The 26,722-nt window shown below is 54.8% G+C and carries 25 protein-coding genes; 8 read left to right on the forward strand and 17 right to left on the reverse strand.

Going from position 1 to position 26,722, the window contains the following annotated elements; all coding sequences use genetic code 11:
* Positions 1 to 75 precede the first annotated feature (75 nt).
* The 5 genes from OGV67_RS16315 to OGV67_RS16335 all read right to left on the reverse strand — a co-directional run bounded on the left by OGV67_RS16315 (position 76) and on the right by OGV67_RS16335 (position 4,583).
* The gene (locus OGV67_RS16315) at positions 76 to 327 is read right to left on the reverse strand and encodes a putative Se/S carrier protein (RefSeq protein WP_115615166.1); all 252 of its coding nucleotides are present in this window, start codon (positions 325 to 327) and stop codon (positions 76 to 78) included.
* The gene (gene yjiL, locus OGV67_RS16320) at positions 324 to 1,091 is read right to left on the reverse strand and encodes a putative 2-hydroxyacyl-CoA dehydratase activator YjiL (protein ID WP_115615165.1); all 768 of its coding nucleotides are present in this window, start codon (positions 1,089 to 1,091) and stop codon (positions 324 to 326) included. Before yjiL ends, OGV67_RS16315 begins: the two co-directional genes overlap by 4 nt.
* Before the next feature lie 9 nt (positions 1,092 to 1,100).
* Positions 1,101 to 2,252 (reverse strand): double-cubane-cluster-containing anaerobic reductase, encoded by a 1,152-nt coding sequence (locus OGV67_RS16325; RefSeq protein WP_058668525.1) that lies wholly within the window; start codon positions 2,250 to 2,252, stop codon positions 1,101 to 1,103.
* Positions 2,253 to 2,334: 82 nt separating this feature from the next.
* On the reverse strand, positions 2,335 to 3,615 hold the full coding sequence (locus OGV67_RS16330; protein ID WP_058669144.1) for a DUF445 domain-containing protein: 1,281 nt from the start codon (positions 3,613 to 3,615) through the stop codon (positions 2,335 to 2,337).
* A 41-nt stretch (positions 3,616 to 3,656) separates the two neighbouring features.
* On the reverse strand, positions 3,657 to 4,583 hold the full coding sequence (locus OGV67_RS16335; protein ID WP_012134237.1) for a LysR family transcriptional regulator: 927 nt from the start codon (positions 4,581 to 4,583) through the stop codon (positions 3,657 to 3,659).
* Between the two features lie 226 nt (positions 4,584 to 4,809).
* Here OGV67_RS16335 and OGV67_RS16340 point away from each other — a divergent pair, with 226 nt between their 5' ends.
* Both OGV67_RS16340 and metC read left to right on the forward strand, forming a co-directional pair.
* A complete protein-coding gene (locus OGV67_RS16340) occupies positions 4,810 to 6,060 on the forward strand; it encodes a dicarboxylate/amino acid:cation symporter (RefSeq protein WP_047459152.1) in 1,251 nt (416 codons plus the stop codon).
* Positions 6,061 to 6,079: 19 nt separating this feature from the next.
* Positions 6,080 to 7,270 (forward strand): cystathionine beta-lyase, encoded by a 1,191-nt coding sequence (metC, locus tag OGV67_RS16345; protein ID WP_115615164.1) that lies wholly within the window; start codon positions 6,080 to 6,082, stop codon positions 7,268 to 7,270.
* 67 nt (positions 7,271 to 7,337) lie between these two features.
* Here metC and mdtM read toward each other — a convergent pair whose 3' ends face one another.
* Entirely contained in the window at positions 7,338 to 8,579 is a 1,242-nt protein-coding gene (mdtM, locus tag OGV67_RS16350) for a multidrug efflux MFS transporter MdtM (protein ID WP_115615163.1), read from the reverse strand.
* A 201-nt stretch (positions 8,580 to 8,780) separates the two neighbouring features.
* On the opposite strand from mdtM, the gene OGV67_RS16355 reads away from it, so the two are divergent.
* Positions 8,781 to 9,695 (forward strand): Rpn family recombination-promoting nuclease/putative transposase, encoded by a 915-nt coding sequence (locus OGV67_RS16355; RefSeq protein ID WP_115615162.1) that lies wholly within the window; start codon positions 8,781 to 8,783, stop codon positions 9,693 to 9,695.
* A 55-nt stretch (positions 9,696 to 9,750) separates the two neighbouring features.
* Here the strand turns inward: OGV67_RS16355 and OGV67_RS16360 are convergent, their stop codons facing one another.
* A complete protein-coding gene (locus OGV67_RS16360) occupies positions 9,751 to 11,163 on the reverse strand; it encodes an aminotransferase-like domain-containing protein (protein ID WP_047459146.1) in 1,413 nt (470 codons plus the stop codon).
* Positions 11,164 to 11,340: 177 nt separating this feature from the next.
* Between OGV67_RS16360 and OGV67_RS16365 the strand changes: the two genes are divergently transcribed.
* From OGV67_RS16365 to OGV67_RS16380, 4 genes are all read left to right on the forward strand, one after another.
* Positions 11,341 to 11,505 (forward strand): DUF1127 domain-containing protein, encoded by a 165-nt coding sequence (locus OGV67_RS16365; RefSeq protein WP_065422769.1) that lies wholly within the window; start codon positions 11,341 to 11,343, stop codon positions 11,503 to 11,505.
* A 149-nt stretch (positions 11,506 to 11,654) separates the two neighbouring features.
* Complete coding sequence (locus tag OGV67_RS16370; RefSeq protein ID WP_012134229.1) at positions 11,655 to 12,113, forward strand: MarR family winged helix-turn-helix transcriptional regulator; 459 nt, start codon at positions 11,655 to 11,657, stop codon at positions 12,111 to 12,113.
* Positions 12,114 to 12,125: 12 nt separating this feature from the next.
* Complete coding sequence (locus OGV67_RS16375; protein ID WP_047459142.1) at positions 12,126 to 13,193, forward strand: HlyD family secretion protein; 1,068 nt, start codon at positions 12,126 to 12,128, stop codon at positions 13,191 to 13,193.
* Positions 13,183 to 14,247 (forward strand): DUF2955 domain-containing protein, encoded by a 1,065-nt coding sequence (locus tag OGV67_RS16380; RefSeq protein ID WP_110494711.1) that lies wholly within the window; start codon positions 13,183 to 13,185, stop codon positions 14,245 to 14,247. Before OGV67_RS16375 ends, OGV67_RS16380 begins: the two co-directional genes overlap by 11 nt.
* Before the next feature lie 112 nt (positions 14,248 to 14,359).
* Here the strand turns inward: OGV67_RS16380 and yjiA are convergent, their stop codons facing one another.
* The 3 genes from yjiA to btsT all read right to left on the reverse strand — a co-directional run bounded on the left by yjiA (position 14,360) and on the right by btsT (position 17,813).
* Positions 14,360 to 15,316: a GTPase gene (gene yjiA / locus OGV67_RS16385; protein WP_024130743.1), complete on the reverse strand. Its 957-nt coding sequence runs from the start codon at positions 15,314 to 15,316 to the stop codon at positions 14,360 to 14,362.
* Between the two features lie 11 nt (positions 15,317 to 15,327).
* Positions 15,328 to 15,531 (reverse strand): YbdD/YjiX family protein, encoded by a 204-nt coding sequence (locus tag OGV67_RS16390; protein WP_024130742.1) that lies wholly within the window; start codon positions 15,529 to 15,531, stop codon positions 15,328 to 15,330.
* Positions 15,532 to 15,662: 131 nt separating this feature from the next.
* Positions 15,663 to 17,813 (reverse strand): pyruvate/proton symporter BtsT, encoded by a 2,151-nt coding sequence (gene btsT, locus OGV67_RS16395; protein ID WP_047459136.1) that lies wholly within the window; start codon positions 17,811 to 17,813, stop codon positions 15,663 to 15,665.
* A 366-nt stretch (positions 17,814 to 18,179) separates the two neighbouring features.
* Here btsT and tsr point away from each other — a divergent pair, with 366 nt between their 5' ends.
* Positions 18,180 to 19,844, forward strand: coding sequence for a methyl-accepting chemotaxis protein (gene tsr / locus OGV67_RS16400; RefSeq protein ID WP_012134223.1), 1,665 nt, complete (start codon positions 18,180 to 18,182; stop codon positions 19,842 to 19,844).
* 94 nt (positions 19,845 to 19,938) lie between these two features.
* Here the strand turns inward: tsr and OGV67_RS16405 are convergent, their stop codons facing one another.
* The 7 genes from OGV67_RS16405 to OGV67_RS16435 all read right to left on the reverse strand — a co-directional run bounded on the left by OGV67_RS16405 (position 19,939) and on the right by OGV67_RS16435 (position 26,266).
* Positions 19,939 to 20,454: a GNAT family N-acetyltransferase gene (locus OGV67_RS16405; protein ID WP_115615159.1), complete on the reverse strand. Its 516-nt coding sequence runs from the start codon at positions 20,452 to 20,454 to the stop codon at positions 19,939 to 19,941.
* A 66-nt stretch (positions 20,455 to 20,520) separates the two neighbouring features.
* On the reverse strand, positions 20,521 to 22,812 hold the full coding sequence (gene opgB, locus OGV67_RS16410; protein WP_058668532.1) for a phosphatidylglycerol--membrane-oligosaccharide glycerophosphotransferase: 2,292 nt from the start codon (positions 22,810 to 22,812) through the stop codon (positions 20,521 to 20,523).
* Positions 22,813 to 23,066: 254 nt separating this feature from the next.
* Positions 23,067 to 23,558, reverse strand: a complete 492-nt coding sequence (locus OGV67_RS16415; protein ID WP_058668533.1) for a YjjA family protein — start codon at positions 23,556 to 23,558, stop codon at positions 23,067 to 23,069.
* 63 nt (positions 23,559 to 23,621) lie between these two features.
* Positions 23,622 to 24,359: a replicative helicase loader DnaC gene (gene dnaC / locus OGV67_RS16420; protein ID WP_049008305.1), complete on the reverse strand. Its 738-nt coding sequence runs from the start codon at positions 24,357 to 24,359 to the stop codon at positions 23,622 to 23,624.
* A 2-nt stretch (positions 24,360 to 24,361) separates the two neighbouring features.
* Entirely contained in the window at positions 24,362 to 24,901 is a 540-nt protein-coding gene (gene dnaT, locus OGV67_RS16425; RefSeq protein ID WP_049008309.1) for a primosomal protein DnaT, read from the reverse strand.
* A 124-nt stretch (positions 24,902 to 25,025) separates the two neighbouring features.
* Complete coding sequence (locus OGV67_RS16430; RefSeq protein WP_012134217.1) at positions 25,026 to 25,499, reverse strand: threonine/serine exporter; 474 nt, start codon at positions 25,497 to 25,499, stop codon at positions 25,026 to 25,028.
* Positions 25,490 to 26,266, reverse strand: coding sequence for a threonine/serine exporter family protein (locus tag OGV67_RS16435; protein ID WP_047459113.1), 777 nt, complete (start codon positions 26,264 to 26,266; stop codon positions 25,490 to 25,492). The genes OGV67_RS16430 and OGV67_RS16435 overlap by 10 nt, the downstream gene beginning before the upstream one ends.
* Between the last annotated feature and the right edge of the window lie 456 nt (positions 26,267 to 26,722).

Genomic DNA, 26,722 nt, shown 5'->3' on the forward strand with positions numbered 1-26,722 from the left:
ACATGTGTAAATGATAATAAAAAGTAAAAAATAGAGGGTATGTGAGAGCCCGGCAAGGTATACGCGTTGGGAAATTCAGCAGGCGTCGATCGTTTTTACGCAGTGCCAGCCATCATCCACACAGCGATAGATGGATTCGGTATGACCGGGGATAATCCACCGCGTTTCTTCGCCGGGGGGGCAGTGCAGGTAAATACATAACCCGCAGCCGCCGCGTAGCTGGCGCGGAATATCCGCCACCCGAAAGGTCATTCCCGCAGCCTGAAGCGCTTTGCGGGTCTGAATGACGCCCACCGTCGAATGAAATAAAAACAGATATTCCATCATCCGCGTTTTCTCTGGCGTTGGCCAATCAGCGCCGCACCAATGGCCCCGGCAAACTGCGCGTCAGGATGGGTGTAAACCGGCATCGCAACGTGTCTTTCCAGCATACGCGCGAATGCCGCACAGTGGCTGACGCCGCCGGTAAACAGCAACGGCCCCCCGGCAGACAGTCGGCCGATAAAATTGGCGCTACGTCTGGCCATCGCGTTGATCACGCCGGAAAGAATGGCTTCTGGCGCAACGCCCGCAGAGCGCAGGCTGATCACTTCAGACTCGGCAAAAACCGTGCACATGCTGGTGATGGCATGAGGCTCAACGCCGTCGGTGATCGTATCCAGTTGATCCACGCTGGCGCCGAGGGTGCGCGAAATCACCTCCAGAAAACGCCCGGTTCCGGCGGCACATTTATCATTCATCAGAAAGTCGGTGAGATTACCGTCGTTATCCAGTTGAATAACTTTGCTGTCCTGGCCGCCAATGTCGATGACCGTGCGGGTTTCAGGAGCCAGAAAGCGCGCCCCCAGCCCGTGGCAGGAGATTTCCGTCACCTGTTTATCGGCAAAATCAACCAGCTGGCGTCCGTAGCCGGTTAGCGTCAGAAACGGGCGCGTGTCCAGCCCTGCGCTTAGCGCTTCCCACGCCTGGTGGATAGCATCGGCGGGGCGAAACGGCGTGGGGCAGAGGAAACGGCGTGTGATAACGCCCTCCGCCAGCAAAACGCCTTTTGTCGCCGTGGAGCCGGAATCAATGCCAATCGAATACGTCACGGGCGCTCCTTACAGCATTTCGATAAAGGCCGCGACGCGGGTGCTGAGTTGCCCGATATCCGAAGTGGAGTAGTCCGTTTCGATGGCGATATAAGGGATGTTGTGCTGTTGGCGTACGTGGCGCTTAATCGCCATAGACTCAACGGCATAGGTATGACAGGCCTGCAAAATCACATCCACGACACCGTCCGCCTGATACTCCTCTACCATCTGGCTGAGCAACGTCAGCCGCTGGTCGTTGGGCGAAATGCAGGAACAGCCAATTGCGAGGTATTTGTCGGTCAGCGCGTCATAGACATCGCCCGTCTCTTCAACGCACTGTTCGGTGGCTTTTGCCCCCGTGCAGTTTTCAAATCCGACGACCCAACCGCCGTTTTCTTCAATGGCGCGTACCACTTTTTCTGCCGCGCCGCCAATCGGGCAGCCGGTGATCAGAATACGCGGGCGGGCGTCCAGCCGCTTGCCGTCCTGCCACTCCTGGCGCACGCGGTCAGCCATGCCGTTGAGCTCGTCGATAAGCGCTTCTTTATCAAAACGAAACGTCGCGCCGTACACCACTTTCAGAATATCGCTGCCGCTAAGAGCAGGAGGATTAAGCTGGCCGACGCGGTAGAAATTGGCCAGCGCGCGGCGTTCGCGGTTTTTCAATACGATCGCGTCGCGCAGGGCGGCTTCGCTGATAGGGCGGCCAAAACGCGTTTCCACAGCCTGTTGCAGACGCAGGATCTCTGCTTTCCATAACGCACGGGAGGCGGCGTCATTGGCGCTGTTGGGCAGTTGCATGACGTGTACGGCCTTAAATTCGGCCATGTATTCGTACATTTTCTTTTTGCCGTCGCAGGTGGTTTCGCCCACCACCAGATCGGAAAAATAAAAGTAGGGGCATTTGTCCGTTTTGCCGAAGCCGTAGCTGCTTTTGATCAGAGGACACAGGTTGCGCGGCAGATCCTTTTCGGCTTCTTCGATGGTTTCGTCCGACGTTGAACACAGGGAAACGACAACCGCGCCCGCCGCCATCGGGATCTCCTGCGGCATAAACGTGCAGTAGGTGCCGACCAGTGGAACCCCCTGTTCTTTAAGATCCATAACGGTGAGAAAGCCTTTCTGACGGGCGTCGGAGAACTGGTTAAAAATGGCGGGTAGATCGGTGATAAGCGACATGGTTTTCCTTCCCCGTAACACGGGAGACAATGAAAAGACCACGCATTATAACCCTGTAAAAACCAGGTGTTTATTGATCTGCTTAAAAGTTGGGTAACGTCAGCAGGGACGGTATTTGCGACAGCAGATACAACACCAGCCCGATGGAGCCGCCGACCAGCGTGCCGTTGACGCGGATAAACTGCAAATCTTTGCCGATGTTCAGCTCTATCTGGCGTGACATATCGCGGGCATCCCAGCTTTTTACCGTGTCGCTGATGTGGCGCGTCAGAAACGCGGCGAACTCCGGCGCGACCCGGTGCGCAGCCTGTTCCAGATGGCCGTTGAGCGAAGCGCGAAGGGCATCATCCGCCACCAGCGTTTCGCCGAACCATTGCCCGGCATGGGCGATCCGCTGCTTCACGCGGGAACCCTCTGCGTTAATATCTGCCTTCAGCCACTGGCGTAAATCAGCCCAGAGTTCACCAAGATAATGGTTAAACGCCTCATCTTCTTTCAGGTACGCTTTGATGCTTTCCGCCCGGGAGGCCATCTCTGGATCGTTTTTGAGTTTGTCGATCAGCTTAAAGGTGGCGCGATCGAAGGCGTGGCGGATCTGGTGCGCCTGGTCGTGGCTGATATCATCCAGCAGCGAATTCACCGCATCGGAAACCAGTTCTGCGCTGTGTTCCCCCAGCCATTCGGTCGGTAAAATTTTTGCTTTTAGCGGATGTTCCGTCTCCAGCCAGCGCACGATTTGCTGTGCGATAAACGCGCGTGAGCTGTCGCGCTGAAGCAGGGCGATCAACTGCGCGATCAGGGTGTCCAGCAGTACCTGATGACGATCGTTTTTGGTCATGCTCTCCAGCATTAACGCGCTGGTGCCAGAGAAGTCCACTTTATCGATCGCTTTGTGTACCGCCCGCTTGAGCAGGCGCTGAATACGGGCGTCGTCCGTCAGTTCGAGAAAACCGCTCATGATTTGCAGCAAATGCATCCCAACCCGCCGGGCGTTATCCGGCTGACTGAACCAGTTGCCGATCAGCAAGGCCGGTTCATGACGGCGAATGAGCGCGACCAGCGACTGGGTATCAAGAAATTTCTCCTGCACGAACTGGCCAAGATTTTCGCCGATTCGATCCTTATTACGCGGGATAATGGCGGTATGCTGCGCGATAAACGGGATCGGCACCCGACGAAACAGCGCCACGACGGCGAACCAGTCTGCCAGTGCGCCCACCATTGCCGCTTCCGCAATGGCTTTAATGCCGAGTACCCAAAAATTTGGCGGCAGGAAAAGCGTCGTGATGAACGTGGCGGCGGCAATCAGCAGCAGCGAGAGCGCCAGTCGTTTGGCGCGTTTGAGTTCAGCAATTTTATTCATAGCGTTAAGGATAGAGCCAGACGGGGGGATCGTGCAAAAGATCATCCCGGGATCCAGTTATCCCATGCAGGCAAGGTTCCCAGTTCCGCCACCAGAAAATCGATAAACGAACGCACCTTCGGGTTGCTGTATTTACTCGGGAAATAGAGCGCATAAAGGGCGTGCGTTTCGCAGGTGATGGTGCCGTCGAGCATCAGCGGCGTGATCTCCTCTTTCTGGATGTGATCGCCAATCAGGTAGGTCGGCAGATAAGCCACGCCCTGGTCTTCCAGCACCGATTTTAGCAATACCAGACTGCTGTTGGCCTGGATCGGCATATGCAGCTTTAACTGGTGCAGGCGCTCCTGCTCGTCCGCCACTTTAAGCACCGGGGTGAGTCCGGGATAGACCAGGCAATCATGGTTCACCAGCTCGACGCGACGCTGCGGCATCCCTTTTTTCGCCAGATAGCCGGGGGAGGCGCACCACGCCCAGCGGATCGGCACCAGCTTGCGCATGGCATAGTTTTGCGGCGGCGCGGTGGAGATGCGCAGAGCGATATCGAAATCCGTTTCGTTCAGATTCACAAAATTATCGTTGAGGTCGATGTAGAGATTCACGTCTGGATATTGAGTACGGTATTTATCCACCAGATTAACTAATCGGGAATATCCAAAGGCAATTGAACAGGTTATGCGTAATTCACCTTGTGGGCTGTGATAATAACCGGAAGTGGTATTTAAGGTTTCATCAAACTCGTTGAGTAATTTAGTCGCACGGTTAAATAAATATTGCCCGGCATCGGTCAGGGTAATACTGCGGGTGGTACGTTTAATTAACGTTGTACCCAGCGTATCTTCCATTGCTGCCAGACTTTTACTTACCGCTGAAGGTGACACGTTAAGCTGGGCAGCGGCTTCAGATAATCCACCGCAATCCACAATCTTGATAAAAAACTCTAAATGCTTCAGGGAAATGGATGTGTTCATTGTTTCCTTTTATTCACAAGTGATTTGCAAAAACGGTACGAATAGGCCGTTACATTCGCGTTTGAAACATGTAACTATTGAATCACAGGAAATAACTTGCTGACAAAATGAAAAAATAACAACTTAAGTGAGTTATGTCACAAATTAAACAGGAGGCAAAAGAAAGAACGCGAAAAATTGTGAATTTAATCTCATTTAATATAATTTAAATTAAAAGGTGCCTGTTATGTGGTCACGACTCGAACCCTACAGATCTTCACTTATTTTATTACTCGCTCTGGTTGTCGGCGGCTTATTAGGTATTTATGCTCCGACGTTTGCAAGTCAACTCCAGCCGATAGGTCAGATTTTCCTGAACCTGTTATTTATGATTATCGTTCCGCTGGTGGGGATCAGCGTAATGTCTTCTATCGCCAGCATGACCGACCTGAAACGTCTGGGACGCATTATGGCGATTATCTTTATCGTCTCTATCGCGATGGCTTTTATTCCGGCCGCCGGAATTGTGGCGCTCGCGCTCTGGTATAACCCGGCGCAGGGGGTGACTATCGATCTTTCACAATCCGTGCAGGCGGGCAGCGGCAAGATGGATTTTGTCAGTATGATCACCACCAGCGACTTTATCGGACTGTTTTCTAAATCGAATATTCTGGCGCTGATCGTGATGGCGATTATCGCCGGGATCGCCATTGGGCAGTCAGAACAGGCGGGCAAACGCATCGCCTCACTGCTGGAAGACGCCAACACGGTGATCATGAAGATTGTGGCGATCATCATGAAGGTGGCTCCCATCGGCCTCGGCTGTTACTTCGCTGCGACGATGGCCAGTCAGGACTCCGGCCTGTTGCTGACCTTTGCCCGGGCTATCGGCCTGTTCATGGTTGCCACTCTGGTTTACTACATCTTCGGTTCTGTTCTTTACTCCTACATTGGCGGCGGACTACCTGCGGTGAAGGCCTTCTGGCGTAACGCCATTGAACCTTCGGTGACCGCGCTGGGGACGTGTTCCTCGCTCGGCACGCTGCCGGTGACTCTGCGTGCGGGTAAGGCGATGGGCATTAACCCAGAAATCGTTGATGTCTCCATCCCGCTACTGGTTAACCTCAATAAGGGCGGCGTGGCGATGATTGCCGCATTGAAGATTGTTTTTATCTATTCCGTTTTAGGCATGGAGTTCACCACCGAAACGTTCTTCCTGACGATGCTGATTGCCGTACTCTCGGCGATTATCGTCGGCGGCGTCCCTGGCGGCGCATTCCTCGGTGAGATCTTTATTGTCACCACACTGGGGTTGCCGATGGAGGCCATTCCAATGCTGGTGGTGCTGGGCACGATTACGGATGCGCCAGCAACGCTTATCAACGTAATTCATGATTTGAACGCGGCGCAGATTGTGGAGCGTTTCGCCGGAAAGAAACCGGTGAACGCTGATATCAACACCACGGACGCAGTAGTCCCGGCTTTCCGCATGGATTAAGGATGTAACAGGAGACGTTATGAAAGATTCAGTTAAGCTCGACACGCAGTTAATTATCGCCGGACGCGACAAACGTTATACCCAGGGAGCGGTGAACCCGGTGATCCAGCGCGCTTCTTCACTGGTGTTTGATACCGTGAAGGACAAAAAATTTGCGACGGCCAATCGTGCGAACGGCGAGCTGTTCTATGGTCGCCGTGGTACTTATACCCACTTCGCATTTCAGAAGGCGATGAGTGAGCTGGAAGGCGGCGTTGGCTGTGCGCTCTATCCTTGCGGCGCAGCGGCGGTGACGAATGCGATTCTCGCCTTTGTGCAGGGCGGCGATCATCTCCTGATGACCGGTGCGGCCTATGAACCCACGCAGGACTTTTGCAATAAGATTCTGAGCAAGTTTGATGTATCAACGACGTATTACGATCCGCTGATTGGCGCGGGCATTGTCGATTTGATCCGCCCGGAGACCAAAGTGGTGTTCCTCGAATCACCCAGTTCCATCACTATGGAAGTTCAGGATGTACCGGGCATGGTGAAGGCGATCCGTGCGGTGAACCCGGAGATTGTCATTATGATCGACAATACCTGGGCGGCCGGCGTGCTGTTTAAGGCGCTCGACTACGGCGTGGACATTTCAATTCAGGCGGGTACTAAATACACCATCGGCCATTCCGACGGTATGCTGGGAACAGCAGTGTCTAACGCCCGCTGCTGGGATCGTCTGCGGGAGAACTCTTATCTGATGGGGCAGACGCTGGATGCTGATACTGCTTATAACGGCAGCCGCGGTTTACGCACGCTGTCAGTTCGCCTGAAGCAGCACCAGGAGAGCAGTATTCAGATTGCCCGCTGGCTGTCGGCTCGCCCGGAAGTGGCGCGAGTGAACCATCCAGCGCTGCCGGAGTGCCCTGGACATGAGTACTTCCGGCGTGACTTTTCCGGTAGCTCTGGCCTGTTTTCATTCGTGCTGAAAAAGCGGCTGACCGATGAGCAGATGGCAAATTTCCTCGATAACTTCTCGCTGTTCCATATGGCCTACTCATGGGGCGGATTTGAGTCGTTGATTCTGGCGAACCAATCGGAAGAGCTGAACAGTATCCGTCCTGCTGGCGATGTGGATTTCAGCGGCACGCTGGTCAGGGTGCATATCGGGCTGGAAGATGTGGGCGACCTTATCGCAGACCTGGACGCCGGGTTTGCGCGTATCGCTTAAAAAAGCAGGCCCCGTATAGCGGGGCCTGCTTTCGGCGCAGATAAGCGTAGCGCCATCAGGCATGAGTTTATTTCTCAGTTGCCAGTTCAGTCACCTCATACTGACGCACGCGCTGTAATAGCCCTTTCAATGTGAACACCGCCGCAATTCCTGCCACCACAGCCAGCAGATGAAACGGAATCTTGCCGCCGTTAAACCACAGCCCGCGTCCGACTTCGATAGCGACGGCCATGACTGTCAGGATGACGATATTCAGCGATGCTGAGACGGTGCCTTTAGGCAGAGTGTTGGAAAACAGCGTAAAGCGGAACAACGTCGAGAAAATCATCCCGATCCCGAAAGCGTACAGACTGGTGCCCAGCACTGACCACAGCCAGACATGAGGCCACAACAGATTTCCTGCGATCAGGATGGCCAGACCGACAAGCTGTATCGGCGGTGCGCGCCAGATAAAACGCGGATCGCCAGGATCTTTCACCACCCGAGCGACCATCATATTGGCGATGATTACCGCGCCAAACACCGGCACCTGCGCCCAGGCGAACTGCGCGGTAGTCATGCCGCCCGCGTCGATTAAGATTACTGGCGAGACCGCCACCCAACTCATTAGCGGGATGTAGCTCAGCGAAAGCGTTGCGGCGCCGAAGAGGAAAATCCGGTTGTGAAAGACATGGCGAAAATCGCGGAGGACGGCGGGAATGCTAAACGGCGCCGCGCCGCGTTGTACCGTCTCTGGCATCGCCAGCGCCAGGCCGCACAGGGCGATCAGCCCCATCAGCGCAATAATGCCGAACAAGGCTTTCCAGTGAACAAAGTGCATTAGCGCAGCGCCTGAGAGCGGGCCGATAACCGGCGCAACCAGGACTATTGAGGTGATGATCGCCATCAGTTTTATGGCTTTGGTCTGGCCGAAGGCTTCCTGCACGGTAACGTAACCGACCGTGGCGATAAAACAGATGCTGGTGCCCTGAATGAAACGCGCGACCAGAAACTGCGTCATTGACGTTGTAAGGAGCGTGGCGGCGCAGGCAATGGTGAAAATAAGCGCGCCCGTAATCAGCACCGGCCGGCGGCCAATCCGGTCGGAAAGCGGGCCGAGCAACCACTGCAATGCCATCCCTCCGGCCAGATAGAGACTGACGGATGCCGGAGCCAGGCTGACATCGGCATTGAAATCATGCACGACATGGATGATGCCCGGCTGAATCAAATCCGTCGACAGGTAGGCGGCAAAGTCGTACAGAATCAGCGCCATCGGGAAAAATAGCGTTGTCGCGCGCCGGGAGAAGAATTGACGTATCCGTTGCATATAAATCGCACTCCATGTCGGAGAAAACCCTGAACGGGTACAGTGAAACATTTCTGCATGGCGTATTCAGAAAAAATGTACGCCTTGCAGAAAGGTGAATTTATCGTTGATAGCGCCTCGCAGCAACGCATAATACCGAATGTCGTTGGCATCCTGACAAGGTAAGGTGACGCCGGGTTGTTTAACACGCGATGGATTGCCATGAAAAAAGGAACGACATCCACTCCGCATGATGCGGTTTTCAAAACGTTTTTATGTCACCCCAACACCGCACATGATTTTCTTGAAATCCATCTTCCTCTTGCGCTGCTTGAGCTTTGTGACTTGAGCACGCTGAAGCTGGAGTCCGGGAGCTTTATCGAGGAGGATTTGCGCGCTTATTATTCTGATGTGCTCTGGTCGCTGAAAACGACAGGGGGAGATGGCTATATTTATGTTGTGATTGAGCATCAGAGTTCACCGGATGCGCATATGGCGTTTCGTTTGATGCGTTATGCGATTGCCGCGATGCAACATCACCTGGATGCCGGGCATAAACGACTCCCTCTGGTGGTGCCGATGTTGTTTTATCACGATATCGACAGCCCCTATCCCTATTCCTTATGCTGGCTGGATGAGTTTGCCGACCCGGAACTGGCGAGGCAGCTTTATGCTGCGGCCTTTCCGCTGGTGGATATCACAGTGACGCCGGATAGTGAGATCATGCAACATCGGCGTATTGCCTTGCTGGAGTTGATACAAAAACATATCCGCCAGCGTGACCTGATGGGGCTGGTGGAGCAACTGGCCTCACTTTTGGTGATGGGATACACTACCGACAGCCAGCTTAAAGTGCTGTTTAATTATATGATGCAGTGCGGCGATGCCTCTCGTTTTAGCCAGTTTATTCACGAGGTGGCCGAACGTTCCCCCCAACACAAGGAGAGTCTGATGACGATAGCTGAACGATTACATGAAGCGGGTCGCCAGGAGGGTATGCAGCAAGGCTTACAGCAAGGCCAACGGGCTGAGGCGCAGCGTATCGCGCGTACAATGCTGGAAGACGGCATCGATCGCGATACGGTTTTACGTATCACCGGACTTGCTGTTGAAGAGGTTATCGCGCTGAACCACTAAACACATATCCACCAGCGCATCACTGGCCCGGTAAACGCCGTTCTGCCGGGCGGGCTTATTCCATCGCCACCTTCACCGCCTCTCCAAGTTTTTGCATTACCTCACGATGTTTCTCGTTCGGCGGTAACGCACAGTTGATGCGCACGCAGTTGCGATACTTCCCGGAGGCGGAAAACAGTGATCCCGGCGCGACCTGGATTTTCAGGCGGCATAGCTGTCTGGCGACGCAGACCATATCGATATGCTCCGGCAGCTCGACCCATAGCATAAAGCCGCCTTTTGGTCGGGTGACGCAGATCCCGCAGGGAAAATATTCGCGTACCCAGCAGGTATAGATCTCCATGTTGCGCTGGTAGATTTGGCGCATTCGCCGGACATGACGGTGATAGTGGCCCTCGCGGACGAAGGTGGCCGCCGCCAGCTGCGTGGCGGGAACGTTGGTGCCGATGACGGCGTATTTCATATGCAGCAGCCGATCGTGGTAACGACCCGGAGCGACCCAGCCCACGCGCAGACCCGGCGCGACGGATTTGGTAAACGAACTGCACAATAGCACCCGACCATCGATATCCCAGGAGTGGATGGTGCGGGGGCGCGGGTAATCCGTCGCCAGCTCGCCATACACGTCATCTTCAAAAATCACAATATCGTGGCGCTGCGCGAGGCTGAGCACTGCCCGTTTGCGTGCGTCCGGCATAATAAACCCGAGGGGATTATTGCAGTTTGGTACGAGGATAACCCCTTTAATCGGCCACTGATCCAGCGCCAGTTCCAGCGCTTCAATACTGATACCGGTATCCGGGTCGGTCGGGATTTCAATGACTTTTATTCCTAAGCCGCGCAGGAGCTGCATGGTGCCGTAATAGGCGGGGGATTCGACGGCGACAATATCGCCCGCCTGGCAGACGGTCAGCAGCGCCAGCGACAAACCGCTCTGGCTACCGTTGGTGATAACGATATCATCAGCGCTGACGACCGAACCGCTGTCAAGCATCAGGCGGGCGATCTGTTCCCGCAGTTCGCGGTATCCGGCCAGTTCATCGTAGCCCAGCACCGCCCCCAGGTTATGTTGCGCCACGCGGCTTAGTTCGCGCCAGAGCGGCTTCAGGCTGGGTTGGTGGATATCGGGGACGCCGCTGCTGAAAGGAATGATTGATTTGTCGTTGTGCCCTTCCAGCATGTCCAGCACCTGATCCCACTGGGTGATCTCTACCGGTCGCTGTACCGGGCGTGACATCAGCGGCACCGGCGGTTGCGCCTTGCGCGGGGCGACAAAGTAGCCGGAACGCGGCTGTGGAGTGATAAGCTGCAACGTCTCCAGCGTCTGATATGCCTGCTGTACGGTACTGATGCTCACCCCATGCTCCTGACTCAGGCTACGCACCGAGGGCAATTTTTCCCCGTGGCGATACAGCCCTTGCTCAATACGCTCGGCCAGCAGATTAGCCAGATGTTGGTAACGCGTCATGCTGTATCCCTCACTCTTGCCATACAGATGGAAAAACCAGTACAGAACGGTGGTCGAAATCGCGTTCAGATACCGTTTTAGCCAATCTGTATGGCAAAGAAAAGTATTTTTTGAATCTGTATTGTGGTGGTGAAGATCCGGGAAGATAAAGCCTCTGACCAGGTGGGGAGGTGGAGTATGGAATTTCACGAGAATCGCGCAAAACAGCCGTTTATTGGTTTTGTTCAGGTCTGGCAGGCAATAAAAAGATGGCGACTGCGGGCGCAGACGCAGCGCGTATTGCAACGCATGAACGATGAACAGTTAAAGGATGTGGGGCTGCGACGGGATCAGATTGAGTGATCCACCGTAACATCACAGAGGCTGGGCTGTATTCAGTCCGGCCTTTTTTACATTCATATAATTTATCAATTGATGCTTCCTTATCAGCTGTTTCTTGATACTTATCCTGATAAGTATTATTTTCCCATCTGCTAAGAGGGGAAAGAGAGATGACTGAAGATGAGCTGTTTGCCCGCCGTCCGATGGGGATGCGCATGGCAATGGTGGTACGCCAGTGGCGTGCAATTATTGATGCTGCCATCACCGATACCGGCCTGACGCAGTCAAGCTGGACGGTGCTGATGCAACTGCATCAGTTGGGTGATAACGTCTCGGTCAGCGAACTGGCGGAGGTGCAGGGCATTGAGCTGCCGCCGCTGATGCGCACCCTCACGCAACTGGAAAAACAGGGCTATCTGGTGCGTTCAACATCGCCATATGACAAACGCATCCGCCTGCTGACGCTGACAGCGCAAGGCCGTTCAAGACTGGAAGAACTGAACCGGGTGATTGAGACCTATCAGCAACGCGTCACCCGTACTATCCCGGAAGCGGAACTTGCCGCCTTCAGCGCCACATTAAATCAAATCGCCTGCAATCTGCGGTTAATCCGCGAAGAAGATAATTAACTCTAAAAAACTATGATGACCCCAGAACAAAAATTTGCCCGTTGGGTAAGGGTGAGTATTGCCGCTTTCCTTGCAATATTCGCCTGGTTTATTGTTGCCGATATCTGGATCCCGCTGACGCCGGATTCCACCGTGATGCGCGTGGTGACGCCGGTCTCCTCGCGCGTCTCCGGCTATGTCTCTCACGTCTACGTACGCAACAATAGCCAGGTGAAAAAGGGCGACCTGTTGTATGAACTGGACCCAACGCCGTTTATCAATAAAGTTGAGGCCGCACAGATTGCCTTTGAGCAGGCGAAACTGAGCAACCAACAGCTGGATGCGCAGATCGCCTCTGCGCGCGCCAACCTGCGCACCGCGCAATACACCGCCCGCAACGATAAGCTCACGCTTGACCGCTATCAGCGGCTGAGCGCGATGCAGAATGTTTCGCAGTCGGATCTGGATAAAGTGCGCACCACCTGGCAGACCAGCGAGCAGTCGGTGGCGGCGCTGAATGCCAGTATCCAGAACCTGCTGATCCAGCGCGGTGAACGCGACGACAGTCGCAATGTGACGCTGCAAAAATACCGCAATGCGCTGGAGGAGGCGCAACTGAACCTGGGCTGGACGAAGGTGCGGGCGGAAACCGACGGGACGGTGAGCAATCTACAGCTCAACCCTGGGCTTTACGCCACCGCTGCCACGCCTTTGATGGCGCTGGTCAGTAACCAGACCGATATTGTGGCCGATTTTCGTGAGAAAAGTCTGCGTCACACCCGCGTAAATACCGATGCCGCAGTGGTGTTTGACGCCATGCCGGGCAAAGTGTTTCCTGCGCATGTGACCAGCAGCGATGCCGGGATTCTGGCCGGGCAGGAAGCGGTTAACGGACAGCTGTCGCAGCCGGAACAGTCGACGCGCTGGGTGCGCGATGCCCAGCGTATGCGCATTCACGTTGCGTTGGATACCCCGCTGGAGAACCCCCTGCCGACCGGCGCTCGCGCTACGGTGCAGTTGTATAACAGCGAGGGGATGTTTGCCCGCACCTTTGCAGGGGCGCAGATCCACCTGGTAAGCTGGCTTCACTATGTCTATTAACACCCTGGCCCACGTCTTTACGCCGCACGGGAATATTGTCTACACCGCCAATGATTTTCGCCAGACCGTGCGTATTTCCGTTGCCGGGACGATAGCGCTGAGTATCTCGACCTTTTACAACGTGCAGTACGGCGTGTTTTTTGTGGTTTATCCGCTGATGCTGTTGTCGCTGGTGCCGGTGTTTAACCGCCATGTGGCTCGTCAGTTTGTATTCAGCGCGGCGGTGAACTGCGTTGAAATGGTGTTGATTGTCGGCTATCTCTCACAGTGGCCGGTAATTATGACGCTGGTGGTGTTTGGCCTGTACGTGATGCGCTTTCGTTTTATGAGCAAGGGGCCGCTGTTTTTGCTGGGGTCGATGGGCGTGGTGTGCCAGAGCACGATGCTCAACTTTATGAGTTACCCTGGCACCAACTGGCATACGCTGATGTTCTCCAATATGGAAGCCTGCGTGATGGCGGTAGCCCTGAGCGCGCTGCTGCACTATCTGATCCCGGATGTCGAACCGCGCCAGCCGCCGCCGCGTATTGAGAAAGATGATGCCCGTATTCGCCATGAATCGCTGCTTTCCGGTACCGTAGCGACGATGATCTTTGTGATTTTCCAGATCTGCGATTTGAGCGATTCGCTGTCGGCGCTGATGGCGGGAATTTTGATTTTGTTTCCGATGCACTATCGTGGCGCGGTGATCAGCTCTATCTGGCGCGTCGTCGGCGTGGTGCTGGCCTGTCTCTATATTCTGCTGGTGCAACTGCTTATTTATGACTTCAGCAACCATATGCTGCTGATGATGCCGCTAATCGGTCTCGGGCTAGGCTTCAGCGCTCGTCTGCATGTGATGGAAAAGGTTGGCGCGGGCGTCGGTTTTGCCAGTATCACCACCATCGGCATTATGTTCGGCCAGAACCTGCACCCGGACAGCGATCTGGTGTTCAGCGATCTGTACCGCATCACCTCAGTCACCGTCGCGCTGGTGGCGACGCTGACGATGGTGTTTCTGGTCCACCGCATCCTCAACTGCTTTGTAGCGACGCGGTTTGTGATTACTGAGTGAGTGGGGGGAGGGGGAGTGAGTGCCGGATGGCGGCTGCGCCTTATCCGGCCTACAAGGAGCGGGATTTCCAGGCCCGGTAAGCGCAGCGCCACCGGGCAATCCAGAATGAGGGTTACTTCTTCAGCCCCGCAAACGCGGCTCTGATCTCGTCTTCCGGCAGTTGAATGCCGATAAACACCAGCGTGCTGTGCGGCTGTTCGTCGCCCCACGGGCGGTCCCAGTCGGCGCTGTACAGGCGCTGGACGCCCTGGAACAGCAGGCGGTTCGGTTCGCCTTCAATCCATAGCATTCCTTTGTAGCGCAACAGTTTCTCGGCGGACTCCAGCAGCAGGTTTTCCATGACGCGGGAAACGTCGCTGATGTCTACCGGATAATCCAGCTCCACCACAATTGATGAGATATCGTTTTGTTTGTCGGCGATAAAGTGGAAGCGCGGTGTGGCGCTGACCACGTTCTCCTCCAGCATAAAGCCGTTGGTGTCGAACAACAGGGAGAGGTCGATATCGCCGTGTGTGACGGTGTAAACCGGGGCGCGGGCGTTGATGCGCGCTAAGCGTTCGCGCAGTTTTTCGCTAACTCCCGCCACGTCGGTTTTGGTCAGCAGGATGCGGTCGGCATAACCGACCTGCGACTGGGCGATGGTGAACTGGTTCATCTGCTCGTCGGCGTGTACCGCATCGACCAGCGAAATCACGCCGTCCAGCAGGTAGCGCTGGCAAATCACGTCATGGGAGAAAAAGGTCTGAATGATCGGGCCGGGGTCGGCCATGCCGGTGCACTCAATCACCAGACGGTCGAAATGGATGTTGCCCTGGTCGAGATTGTCGAGCAGGTCTAACAGCGCGTCTTCCAGTTCACTGGAGCGGGTGCAGCAAATGCAGCCGTTAGTCAGGGTTTTGATCTGGGTGGCGCGATCGCCAATCAGCTGATCGTCAACGGAAACTTCGCCGAATTCGTTTTCGATAACGGCAATCTTGTAGCCGTGCTTTTCGTTAAGAATGTGGCGCAGCAGGGTGGTTTTACCCGCGCCGAGAAAACCGGTGAGTAGGGTAACTGCAATCGGGGTCATCAGTGCCTCCATTAACAGCAGCGCATGCCGCCTTTTCCGTCGCCGCCGTAACGTGCCTGCTGGCGCTCGCGGAAGAATTCTTCATAGCTCATGTACGGCTTGTCTGGATGGTTGGTTTGCATATGCTCGACATAGTTGTCGTAGTCTGGAATGCCAATCAACATCTTCGCCGCCTGGCCGAGATATTTTTTTGCCTGACCTAAGTTACCAAACATTTTCTCATCCAGATATGAATAAAGCCCAGCGAACCGGGCGTTGGTTTTGCCGGATGGCGGCTTGCGCCTTATCCGGCCTACGTTAACTGCATTTTGTAGGCCGGGTAAGCGTAGCGCCACCCGGCATCCGATTAATGGTGTGAAGAGGTCTTCACGCCGCCTTCCGGCACCGGTACATACGGCGTCTCTTTATCGGTACGACCGTTGATGGTGCGGGCTTTCTGCCAGGTACGGAACCCATAGAAGATGATGCTGTACACCACTACCAGGAACAGAATACTCAGGCCTGCGTTGGTGTAGTTGTTCACGACGATGTGGTTCATATTGGCAATTTGCTGTGCGGTCAGTTCGCTGCCGTTGGCAATCTTCTCTTTGTACTGGTTAGCCATGTAGAAGAAGCCTTCCATCTGCGGGTTGGTGCTGAACAGTTTCAGACCCAGCGCCCAGGTGGTGCAGATCAGCAGCCATACTGCCGGGATAACGGTAACCCAGATGTATTTGGTGCGCTGCATTTTAACCAGTACCACGGTGCCCAGAACCAGCGCCACGGCGGCCAGCATCTGGTTGGAGATACCGAACAGCGGCCACAGGCTCTTAACGCCGCCCAGCGGATCAACCACGCCCTGATACAGCAGGTAGCCCCACAGACCGACGCAACCCGCAGTACCGATGACGCCAGCAACCAGAGAGTCGGTTTTCTTCAGGAACGGGACGAAGTTACCCAACAGATCCTGCAACATAAAGCGGCCGGAGCGGGTGCCTGCATCCAGCGCGGTCAGGATGAACAGCGCTTCGAACAGAATACCGAAGTGATACCAGAAGCCCATGTCAGCCATCGGCAACACTTTGTGGAATACGTGAGCGATACCGACTGCCAGCGTCGGTGCGCCACCTGCGCGGTTCAGTACCGACGGTTCGCCGATGTCTTTTGCGGTTTGCAGGATCTGCTCAGGCGAAATCACAAAGCCCCAGGAGCTGACGGTTGCCGCCGCGTGTGCGGTGACGTCTTTCAGCTGCGCCATAATCAGCGGCGCGTTCTCGCCACCCATTTCGTGCAGGTTCGGCATGGTGATACCGAGGCCCGCTGGCGGGGTGTTCATCGCGAAGTAGAGACCCGGTTCGATGATAGACGCCGCAACCAGCGCCATGATCGCCACGAAAGACTCCATCAGCATTGCGCCATAGCCGATGAAACGCGCGTCGGTTTCACAAGCCAGCAGTTTCGGCGTCGTACCGGAAGAGATCAGCGCGTGGAAGCCAGATACCGCGCCACAGGCGATGGTGATGAACAGGAACGGAAACAGCGCGCCTTTCCACAGCGGGCCAGTACCGTCGATGTACTGGGTCATCGCCGGCATTTTCAGCTCTGGGTTGAGGATCAGAATCCCCAGCGCCAGACCGACGATAACGCCGATTTTCAGGAAGGTTGCCAGATAGTCGCGCGGGGCGAGGATCAGCCATACCGGCAGCAGTGCGGAAATAAACGCGTAACCGATCAGCGCGAAGGTAATGGTGGTGTCTTTAAAGGTCAGCGCCGGGCCCCAGTACGGGTCGTGCGCAATCACGCCGCCGAAGTAAATAGAGGCAACCAGCAGCACGATACCAATAACGGAGACTTCACCCACACGTCCCGGACGCAGGAAGCGCATGTAGATCCCCATAAACAGCGCGATAGGTACGGTTGAGCAAACGGTGAAGACGCCCCACGGGCTTTCGGCCAGCGCTTTTACCACGATCAGCGCCAGTACCGCGAGGATGATGATCATGATTAAGAAGCAGCCGAACAGGGCGATGGTGCCCGGCACCGGGCCCATCTCTTCTTTGATCATCTCACCGAGAGATGCGCCGTTACGGCGGGAAGAGATAAACAGCACCATGAAGTCTTGTACCGCACCGGCCAGCACTACGCCCGCCAGCAGCCACAGCGTACCCGGCAGGTAGCCCATTTGCGCGGCCAGAACCGGGCCGACCAGCGGGCCGGCGCCAGCGATAGCGGCAAAGTGGTGACCAAACAGTACGTAGCGGTTTGTCGGGACGTAGTTCAGGCCGTCGTTATTAATGACCGCAGGCGTAGCACGCGTTGGGTCGAGTTTCATCACCTTCTGGGCGATGTACAGGCTGTAGTAGCGATAAGCCACCAGATAAACAGAGACGGAAGCGACCACGATCCACAGGGCGCTGACGTGCTCACCTCTGCGTAAGGCGACGACCGAGAGGCAGAATGCACCGATGATTCCAAGAATCACCCAGGGTATGTGCTTGAATATCTTTTTCGTATCCATAGTAAAACCTGGTTTTTAAGATTAATAATTGGCCGAAGCCGTTGGGTTTGAGTCTGTGTTTGAGGAGGTAAATTGACTGCTATGCTGAGGTGATCCTGCCAGAGATACGCGCGCGTAAAGTAAGGTAAATAAGTGAGTGGTTATATGTGGGCTTAAGCGGTCAGGAGTGTCAGTGAGTGGTTTTTCCGACGGAGGGATGCGGTCATTTATGTGATTGAGATCACTAATTAAAATCCAGCATTTCTTTTTCGTCGATCGTGAATGGCGAATCATTCGTGCTGATATCGTCCCAACCAGTACGAATTCGGTAAAGTTTTCCCTTTCCAGGCCGAAAATTCTGGTATCTGTCTAGCGGAAAGAGAAAACATGTTAAAACGAATCAAGATTGTGACCAGCTTGCTGCTGGTCCTGGCAATATTTGGCCTTTTACAACTCACCTCAGGCGGTTTGTTCTTTAACTCATTGAAGAATGACAAAGAGAACTTCACCGTTCTGCAAACCATTCGTCAGCAACAGTCCACGCTGAACGCCAGCTGGGTTGCGCTGCTGCAAACGCGAAACACCCTGAACCGGGCGGGTATCCGTTACATGATGGATCAGAACAATATTGGCAGCGGCGCGACCGTTACCGATCTGATGCAAATTGCGACGACCTCTCTGAAACTGGCGGAAAAACACTGGGCTGAGTACGAGGCGTTGCCTCGCGATCCGCGCCAGAGTGAAACGGCGGCAGTGGAGATCAAGCGTAACTACGATATCTACCATAATGCGCTGGCGGAGCTGATCCAGCTGTTGGGCGCAGGTAAGATCAACGACTTCTTCGATCAGCCCACTCAGGGTTATCAGGACGGTTTTGAGAAGCAGTATGTTAACTACATGCAGCAGAACGATCGTCTGTATGACATTGCGGTAGAAGATAATAACCGTTCATACAGCCAGGCGATGTGGGTACTGGCGAGCGTGTTAATCGTTGTGCTGCTGGTGATCGTCGCCGTCTGGTTCGGTATTAAGCTCTCCCTGATCGCGCCGATGAACCGTCTGATCGAAAGTATTCGTCATATTGCGAACGGCGATCTGGTGAAACGCATTGATGTGGAAGGCTCTAACGAAATGGGACAACTGGCGCAGAGCCTGCGTCATATGCAGGGCGAGCTGGTTCGTACCGTCGGTGATGTGCGTAACGGCGCGAATGCGATTTACAGCGGCGCCAGCGAAATCGCGATGGGCAACAACGATCTCTCTTCCCGTACTGAACAGCAGGCCGCCTCTCTGGAAGAGACCGCCGCCAGCATGGAAGAGCTGACCGCCACGGTGAAACAGAACGCCGAGAACGCGCGTCAGGCCAGCCATCTGGCATTGAGCGCGTCTGAAACCGCGCAGAAAGGCGGTAAAGTGGTGGATAACGTCGTGCAAACGATGCGTGATATTGCTTCCAGTTCGCAGAAAATTGCCGACATCATCAGTGTGATCGACGGTATTGCTTTCCAGACCAACATCCTGGCGCTGAACGCGGCGGTAGAAGCGGCGCGTGCGGGTGAACAGGGTCGTGGTTTTGCCGTGGTAGCGGGTGAAGTTCGCAACCTGGCGCAACGCAGTGCGCAGGCGGCGCGTGAGATCAAGAGCCTGATTGAAGACTCCGTCAGCCGTGTGGATGTGGGCTCAACGCTGGTCGAAAGCGCCGGTGAAACGATGGATGAAATCGTGAACGCGGTGACGCGTGTGACCGATATCATGGGGGAAATCGCCTCGGCATCTGATGAGCAAAGCCGTGGTATCGACCAGGTTGGCCTGGCGGTAGCGGAGATGGATCGCGTTACCCAGCAGAACGCCTCGCTGGTGGAAGAGTCTGCCGCCGCCGCTGCCGCGCTGGAAGAGCAGGCCAGCCGCTTGACGCAGGCCGTTGCCGTATTCCGCATTCAGCAGGAACAGCAGCGTGCGCGTGATGCCGCAGCGGTGAAACCGGCTTCTGCGTCTGTACTGCCGCGTAAAGCAGCCGTCGCGGATAGCGGTGATAACTGGGAAACCTTCTAAGCCGTCATGCCGGATGGCGCTGGCGCTTATCCGGCCTACGGTATGGATGCGGTGCTATGTAGGCCCGATAAGGCGACAGCCGCCATCGGGCGCTTCAGACCAGCCTCAGGCGCATGGCGCAGCGTGATTCATACGCCAGACCGTGCGCCGCTTCTTCCTCTCGCTTTTGACGTAACCCTGGCGACAGGTGCTCATCATTCAGCACCACAAATCCCATTCGTGCATAGAGCGGCGCATTCCACATCACCTCCCGAAAGGTGGTAAGCGTCAGCGCATCAAAACCGCTGCTGCGCGCCTGCTCCGCGACGTACGCAATCAGTTGACGGCCAATGCCTTTTCCCTGCCATTCACACAGCAGAGACACCTCGGCGATAAACAGAGATGAATCCAGCGCTTCGGCCAGTAAAAAACCGACAGGACGCTCATCGGCTAGCGCCAGCCAGCTCAATCCTTTTGCGGCGTGTTCCCGGTGTTGTTCAACTGAAATAACAGGGCCGTCGGCTATCCATGCCAGCGCAGGCACGTCCCGAAAGCGTTGACCCGCAGAGCGTTCAATGGCGGGCATGACGGTGATATCAGCCAGCGTGGTAGGGCGAAAAGTCATCTTCATGCGCGGGAGTATAGCGTGGATTGTACAGACCCGATAAACGTTGTGTTATCGGGCCTGTACTAAGGATTAGCCTTCGGCATTCACCACTTTAATCTCAACCATCCCGATACCCAGCTTACGCGGGGAGTGGCCGAGAATATTGCCTTCATTGGTCGATACCGGGTCGGGCGGCACAATCACCAGCGTACTGGCATTTGACGGGTTATCAAAATGCAGCGTTGTTGTGGTGACTTCGTTCTCTAACACCAGCGTCTGTTCTTCCTTGCCTACGCGAACAGGAATAGGGCGATTAGCATTCGCGCCAAAGGCTTTGGCGGTGATCACCAGATCGAATTTCTTCGGTAACGGCGTGTTGTATTCAATCTTCACCTCATCACCCAGTTGCGCATTAGACCAGCGCCCCCACGATTCCGGTCGTGAAATACCGCTGAACTGCTTCACCTCTTCCGGCGCGCCAGCCACGTTAAAGATAAAACTGTCGGCTTTATAACGAATGTCGTTATCGACGATCTTCAACGTATCAACGTTGCCTTTGTAACGTTCCATATCGATAACCGTATCTTTAAACGCCGTTTTGCCTTTCCACTGTGCTTTATCGACGTGCTGGACGCTTTGTTGCCCGCCCAGTTGCCCTTGTGAAACGCACCAGTCGGTGGAGAGCGCCAGCTCCGGCGCCCACAGCTGCGCCATTTTGTAGCAGCGATCGACCCAGACGAAGTTATCGCGCGGGGCAAAATTAGCCAACTGGAAACGCAGCGGGGCGGAGTATTCACTTTCCGGCAGCGGTTCGACGCGCTTATCCGACACCCGCAACAGCAGCGGCAGGCGGAAGTGGCTCCCTGAGAAAGCGATCATGTCTTTATCCCGATCGACGGTAAAATCCTTCATCTCTTTCGGGAAGTTCCACAGGCGAATAATGTCCGGCTTCATCGCCAGGATCTTCTCTTTGCTGTTCAGGAAGACTTCCGACAGCGACTGACCGGAGAGGCTGCTGCGCCCCAGGCCGATAAAGTTATCCCCGCCCAGAATATCCAGCACGGTCGCGCCGTTATCCATCGTGTTGCGTTTCACCGCCAGCGTATCCTGCTGAGGCTGGTCGCCGCGCAGCACGAAAAACAGGTTGTTGCGATCCTGTTTGTTCAGGTACTTCCACGCGGTGTTGTTCATCGCCAGATGGTCGGAGGAAACCACGATGACGGTATTTTTAAACCACGGCGACGCTTTGATTTTATTGATAAATTCGGCAATGTTCTCCTGGCTGCAACTGACGGCGCTAAAGGACTGGTTCGGCTTACCGTCGAAGTCGTAACGCTTGCGGTTACAGGTGCGTGAGATAAACCCGTCCGGGTGGTGAGTATCCACCGTCAGCGTAAACAGCGAGAAACGCTGGCCGGAGCGAGAGAGTTCTTCAAACTTTTTCCATGCCTCGTCGAGCACCGTATCGTCGTAAAAGCCCCAGTCGTTACGATAGCTCGGGTCTGCCACCACGGTTTTTAACTCTTCCGCACCATACAGGTGGTCGAAGCCGTGGGATTTGAGGAACACGTCTTTTCCGGCGAAACGCAGATTTGCGCCCTGCACAAAATAGTTCTGATAGCCGGAGTTTTTCAGGATATCGCCCAGGCAGATATTCTGCGGGAAGAAGCTGGATACGGAAGCCGACGCGTTGCCTTCAAACGGCGCAAACAGCGGGATGCCGCACTGCGAGGCGACCATTCCGGCGATGGTGTAATCTGTGCCCGGCAATTGCATGGTGTGGCTGAAATCCAGCCCTTCGTTTTTCAGCGCGCCGAGTTCCGGCGTGAGATCCGGGAAGGCATCGTTATCAAAATAGGTGCGCTCCAGGCTTTCACCGTAGATATAGACCAGGTTGAGCTGCGGATTCGGGATCGTTTTCGACGGCTCTTTGTAATAAGCCGGGAAGTCCGGGTCGCCATCGCGCGACTGGGATTTGACCAGTTCGGAGATCTGGCGAAATGCCGGGCTGGCATCCACCGATCCCAGCGCCAGTAAGAGCGCCAGCAGGCTGTAGCCAAAATGGTGAGGATGGTGGCGACGCCTGCGCAGAACCCAGCCTAACGCACCAAATACGGCGGCCAGCGCAAGTACGATGCCGGCGCCGGGCAGAATATATTTGCTGACGCCGGCACCCGTCAGGCTGTTGGTCAGCGTGTAGAGAACCGCATCGTTAATGCCGTCACCGGTAAAGTAATCACTGGCATAGAGCGTAATATTTAAGACAACAAAAAGCCCAAGTACCGCTAAAATGGCGGCAAACCACCAGGTGTTGCGACCCGCTTTCCACGCATAAATCAGCACGGACGCGAGAAACAGGGCGATGGAAAGTAACTCAGACAACTGATGATCCTCAATAAACCCGCATTCGGCAGGCGGCGTAATCTCTTTTCAGGACATACAATGTAATGGCGATGTCATATTGCTGCAATTATGGTGACATTAAAATGTGCAGTGATTAAGAATTGGTTTAGAACCTGGCTTTTTTGATCGTCGTCACTTCCCGTGATGCGGGGAAGGCGAGACAGAGAGAAGTAGAAAGAGAGAGGTCAGGCCGCGCTCAACGCTAAACGGTTGAAACGCGGCATGTTGGCGCATCAGGAAATGAAGTTCATCCCCTGTTTTAACACCAGATCGCAGGCTTTGGTTTTCACTTTTTCCGCCAGCGGCGTGCTGCCAATGTTATCCAGGCTAAGCTGTTCGCCGTTTTGGGTATTCAGCAGACCCTGAATGCCATCCAGATAATTGGTGTCCTGCTTCTGTTCGGCGGCGCCAAGTCCCAGTTTATCCAGCACCTGGTTTTTAACGTTTTCCGCATCGGTAACGGAAGTCAGTTTCTGTTTCGCGCAATACTGCAAAATACCCGCCGCGTTGTTCATGTTATCAGCGCTTAATGCCTGATTGCCGCCATTCAGCAGGCTGGTCAGAGAAGACAGCGACATGCCGCCCTGCTGTGAAGAGCTGCTTTGTTTGCTCAGTTCGCTGGCGGCGCTGGAGAGAGAATCCTGCCAGGACGCGGCGAAAGCGCTGGTGGCGATAAACGCGCTGGCGGCAACCGCGCAGCACAGAAGACGTTTTGTGGTTTTCATCGTTATGACTCGTGTGTGTGTACCTTTCGTCGCAGTATAGCGCTTGCCTGGGTCGGAATGGTCTTAATACTCTTTGCCGGTGACGCGGCTACGGTAGCTTTCCCAGTTGAAGATCACCCACAGACTGTTGCCCAGACGCATACGATCCATTACGCGCTCGCCAAGGAGTTTGGTCATCTCATCCATATTGCTGTTGGTTAACATCCCGGTAGGGCGTTTGGATGATGAGCGGCGATCGACGATCTGGTTGATGATCACTTTTTCATAGCGGGATTCGGTCTGCATGCCGATCTCGTCGATCACCAGCAGATCCACATTGCTGAGATCGTTGAGCAACTGCTCTTCGCTGGTTTCGCGATTGCTAAAGGTGCCTTTCATCGCGGACATAATATCGGCGACGGTAATGATCAAAACCGATTTTCCGCGCAGCAGCAGTTCATTGCAGATTGCCGCCGCGAGATGGTTTTTCCCGGTGCCGGGTTTGCCCGAAAAGATAAAGCTGGCGATGTTGCCGTCGAACTCTTCGACGTACTGCCGCGCTTTGCTCAGCGCGTTCATCTGCCCGTCGTTCTCAACACGATAGTTATCAAACGAGCAGTTTTGATGCAGCGGACGGATGCCGGAACGGTTGAACGTGCGCTGCATTTTCATCGCCCGGTTTTCACGCGCCAGCGCTGCCGCACGCATTTCGCCTTGCTCTTTCTGCCATGCCAGCAGTTCTTCGCCCGTTTTGAATGCAGGCTCAACATTTGCTGGCATCATTTTTTGCAGACGTTTCATCAGGTCGCCAACGTTTTTCATCGTTACCCTCGAAAACCAGGTGGAATATGGTCGTCAGGTTCGCTGACGTTGTTCACATCACGTTTCGGCATACCGCCGTTACTGGCCCGGCTGATTTGCACGCTGCGCGCCAGCTTTTGCTGCCACTGGATGTGGTGAAAAATCTTACCTTCCGCTTGCCAGTAAGCCACAAACGAGGCCAGCTCTTCGGCGGTGACGGGTTCCCTTAGCGCGACGCCCCACAGCGCAGCCTGCCGCTGGAAGTCAGCATCCGGCTGCCAGTCTGCGTACATGGCGAATTTCCCCAGCGGAACGGCCACAGGCGCGGCCTGGGAGTCTTCGTAGAGTTGAGCATCCAGTGTGACATCGCTTCCCGGGCGCGATAACTTTTCCTCCAGTGCCAGCAGTTCCGCCAGACGTGCCGGCGTCACGGCATAAAACGCGGGCGCGTTATTGGCGAAGACCGCCACCGCGCCGCTTGCCGATTTTGCCAGCACCGCGTTGTGATCGTGTAATAAGGCGTCAATACCGATGACGTCCGGGGTCAAAATTCTGGAAGACATAATGTTTCTCAACAGGGAACCACAACCGAGAAGGAATACTGTTTTTATAGTAACACACAGACGGGAGATATCGGCAGGGTGAGGGAACGCAGCCTCACCCTGCCTGAGCGCAGGGAGAAAAGCATCACACCCGTGGGCGTTTGCGATACAGCCACAGACCGGGAACGGAAAGCCCGATGGAAAGCGCGCCGACAATAGAGGAGGCTTTCAGGAAATTGGTCAGCAATGTGATCATCAACGGTTCGCTGTAGCCAAAGTGGCTGATTTTGACGGCGGATATCATTGCCGTATAGGCGGATATCCCCGGAAACATCGGGATGACTGCCGCGACGGTAAAGACTTTGGGGTGCGCCAGATACCAGCGCGACCACTGAATGCCGATGCTCCCTACCAGCAGCGAGGCCATAAATGTCGACCATTCGATATTAAACCCGGCGGTCATCATCACCATGCGTGAGCCGTGGCCCAGCGCGCCGAGCAACGCACACCAGGGGAGCGCCCGGTGCGGCACGTTGAACACCATCGCAAAGCCCACTGCCGGGATTGCGGAGAGAATCATGTCCTGCATCAGCGCCAGAAGAAAATCGATTACACCCATCCGCGTAGCCCCCACAGCGTCATCGACATCACCACGCCGACGCACGTCGCCAGCGTTAACAGACTGGCAATCGCCCAGCGCGCCAGACCGGTATTAATGTGGCCCTTAAACATATCCGCGACGGAATTAATCAGCGGAAACCCCGGCACCAGCAGTAAGACGCTGGCGGCCATGGCGATGGTCGGGGTATGGCTGAAAGTGGGCAAGCGAAGCAAAAGGCCGGAAATGGTGGTGGCGACAAAAGCGGTGACGCAAAAGTTGATTTGTGGGTGTAAATGCCGGTGCGCCAGCATCTGGCGAATATACATCGCCACCATGCTGGCGAAAAAGGTGATCACCGCGCCATCCCATCCGCCGTTATTCAGTTTGCAGAAGCAGGCGCAGGAAAGCCCGACCATCAGCGACACCAGCCAGCGCGGGTAGCGCAACGGTCTGAGCTGGCTAAAGCGCTTCTCTACGCCTTTTATATCCAGCAAATTATGTTCGGCCAGGATGACAATATGCTGCACCTCCGTGACAACGTGCATATTAATGCCGCGATCCTGGTTCTTACGTGTCGATGTCAGACACTGCCCATCTTTAATGGTGGTGAGAACGATAGCGTTGGAGGAGATGGCGCTTTCCACGCTGTCCATCCCTAACGCCAGCCCCAGGCGGGTGGAGAGTTCATCAACCAGCGCGCTCTCCGCGCCGTGTTGCAATAAAAAAAGCCCGCATTGAATACATAACCGTGTAACCGTTCGTTGTAACGACTGCTCTGTTTGCATGACTCGCCCTGACTGAAAAGACGCGTTGCGTACCATCTGAATGACGAAAGTCTTCTTTGTATCATGAAGCCCGACCCTTTTGGCTCTGGCTAAGATCAATTTTGTGATGAAAAAAGAGGCAGGATGCCAGACAATCAGTCGCTGAATGTCATAATTGCAGTATATTGAATGCCTTACATCGAACGTGAATGACAGGGAATGAAGTATCGTCTGTAACCTCTGAAATTAATGAGACGATATTCTTTTCTTGTGCTTCCTGAAAGCATAACTATCTGATGCGAAACATAGCGTGAGTTTATTAAATTCCCCTTGCATATGTTAGAAATGCTAATGATCTAATTTAGTTAATTTAATTGTACCGCAATTATTTTTAGCGGTAATTATGCAATAATAGTTTGGTGATTTTATACTATGCGGATCATTGTATAGAGTCGTTATTGCTATAACATTTCAAAT

The organism is Citrobacter sp. CK188 (genome assembly GCF_030333525.1).
In the GTDB taxonomy this organism is placed as follows: Bacteria; Pseudomonadota; Gammaproteobacteria; order Enterobacterales; family Enterobacteriaceae; genus Citrobacter_B; species Citrobacter_B koseri.

Bases quoted from the DNA above. Each gene is read 5' to 3' on its own strand.
- OGV67_RS16315 (WP_115615166.1), bottom strand. From the start codon at position 327: ATGATGGAATATCTGTTTTTATTTCATTCGACGGTGGGCGTCATTCAG.
- OGV67_RS16380 (WP_110494711.1), top strand. From the start codon at position 13,183: ATGTCTATTAACACCCTGGCCCACGTCTTTACGCCGCACGGGAATATT.
- OGV67_RS16405 (WP_115615159.1), bottom strand. From the start codon at position 20,454: ATGAAGATGACTTTTCGCCCTACCACGCTGGCTGATATCACCGTCATG.
- OGV67_RS16325 (WP_058668525.1), bottom strand. From the start codon at position 2,252: ATGTCGCTTATCACCGATCTACCCGCCATTTTTAACCAGTTCTCCGAC.
- dnaC (WP_049008305.1), bottom strand. From the start codon at position 24,359: ATGAAAAACGTTGGCGACCTGATGAAACGTCTGCAAAAAATGATGCCA.
- tsr (WP_012134223.1), top strand. From the start codon at position 18,180: ATGTTAAAACGAATCAAGATTGTGACCAGCTTGCTGCTGGTCCTGGCA.
- OGV67_RS16330 (WP_058669144.1), bottom strand. From the start codon at position 3,615: ATGAATAAAATTGCTGAACTCAAACGCGCCAAACGACTGGCGCTCTCG.
- OGV67_RS16365 (WP_065422769.1), top strand. From the start codon at position 11,341: ATGGAATTTCACGAGAATCGCGCAAAACAGCCGTTTATTGGTTTTGTT.
- OGV67_RS16390 (WP_024130742.1), bottom strand. From the start codon at position 15,531: ATGTTTGGTAACTTAGGTCAGGCAAAAAAATATCTCGGCCAGGCGGCG.
- OGV67_RS16435 (WP_047459113.1), bottom strand. From the start codon at position 26,266: ATGCAAACAGAGCAGTCGTTACAACGAACGGTTACACGGTTATGTATT.
- mdtM (WP_115615163.1), bottom strand. From the start codon at position 8,579: ATGCAACGGATACGTCAATTCTTCTCCCGGCGCGCGACAACGCTATTT.
- OGV67_RS16360 (WP_047459146.1), bottom strand. From the start codon at position 11,163: ATGACGCGTTACCAACATCTGGCTAATCTGCTGGCCGAGCGTATTGAG.
- OGV67_RS16430 (WP_012134217.1), bottom strand. From the start codon at position 25,499: ATGGGTGTAATCGATTTTCTTCTGGCGCTGATGCAGGACATGATTCTC.
- dnaT (WP_049008309.1), bottom strand. From the start codon at position 24,901: ATGTCTTCCAGAATTTTGACCCCGGACGTCATCGGTATTGACGCCTTA.
- OGV67_RS16415 (WP_058668533.1), bottom strand. From the start codon at position 23,558: ATGAAAACCACAAAACGTCTTCTGTGCTGCGCGGTTGCCGCCAGCGCG.
- OGV67_RS16370 (WP_012134229.1), top strand. From the start codon at position 11,655: ATGACTGAAGATGAGCTGTTTGCCCGCCGTCCGATGGGGATGCGCATG.
- OGV67_RS16335 (WP_012134237.1), bottom strand. From the start codon at position 4,583: ATGAACACATCCATTTCCCTGAAGCATTTAGAGTTTTTTATCAAGATT.
- OGV67_RS16355 (WP_115615162.1), top strand. From the start codon at position 8,781: ATGAAAAAAGGAACGACATCCACTCCGCATGATGCGGTTTTCAAAACG.
- OGV67_RS16375 (WP_047459142.1), top strand. From the start codon at position 12,126: ATGATGACCCCAGAACAAAAATTTGCCCGTTGGGTAAGGGTGAGTATT.
- metC (WP_115615164.1), top strand. From the start codon at position 6,080: ATGAAAGATTCAGTTAAGCTCGACACGCAGTTAATTATCGCCGGACGC.
- btsT (WP_047459136.1), bottom strand. From the start codon at position 17,813: ATGGATACGAAAAAGATATTCAAGCACATACCCTGGGTGATTCTTGGA.
- OGV67_RS16340 (WP_047459152.1), top strand. From the start codon at position 4,810: ATGTGGTCACGACTCGAACCCTACAGATCTTCACTTATTTTATTACTC.
- yjiA (WP_024130743.1), bottom strand. From the start codon at position 15,316: ATGACCCCGATTGCAGTTACCCTACTCACCGGTTTTCTCGGCGCGGGT.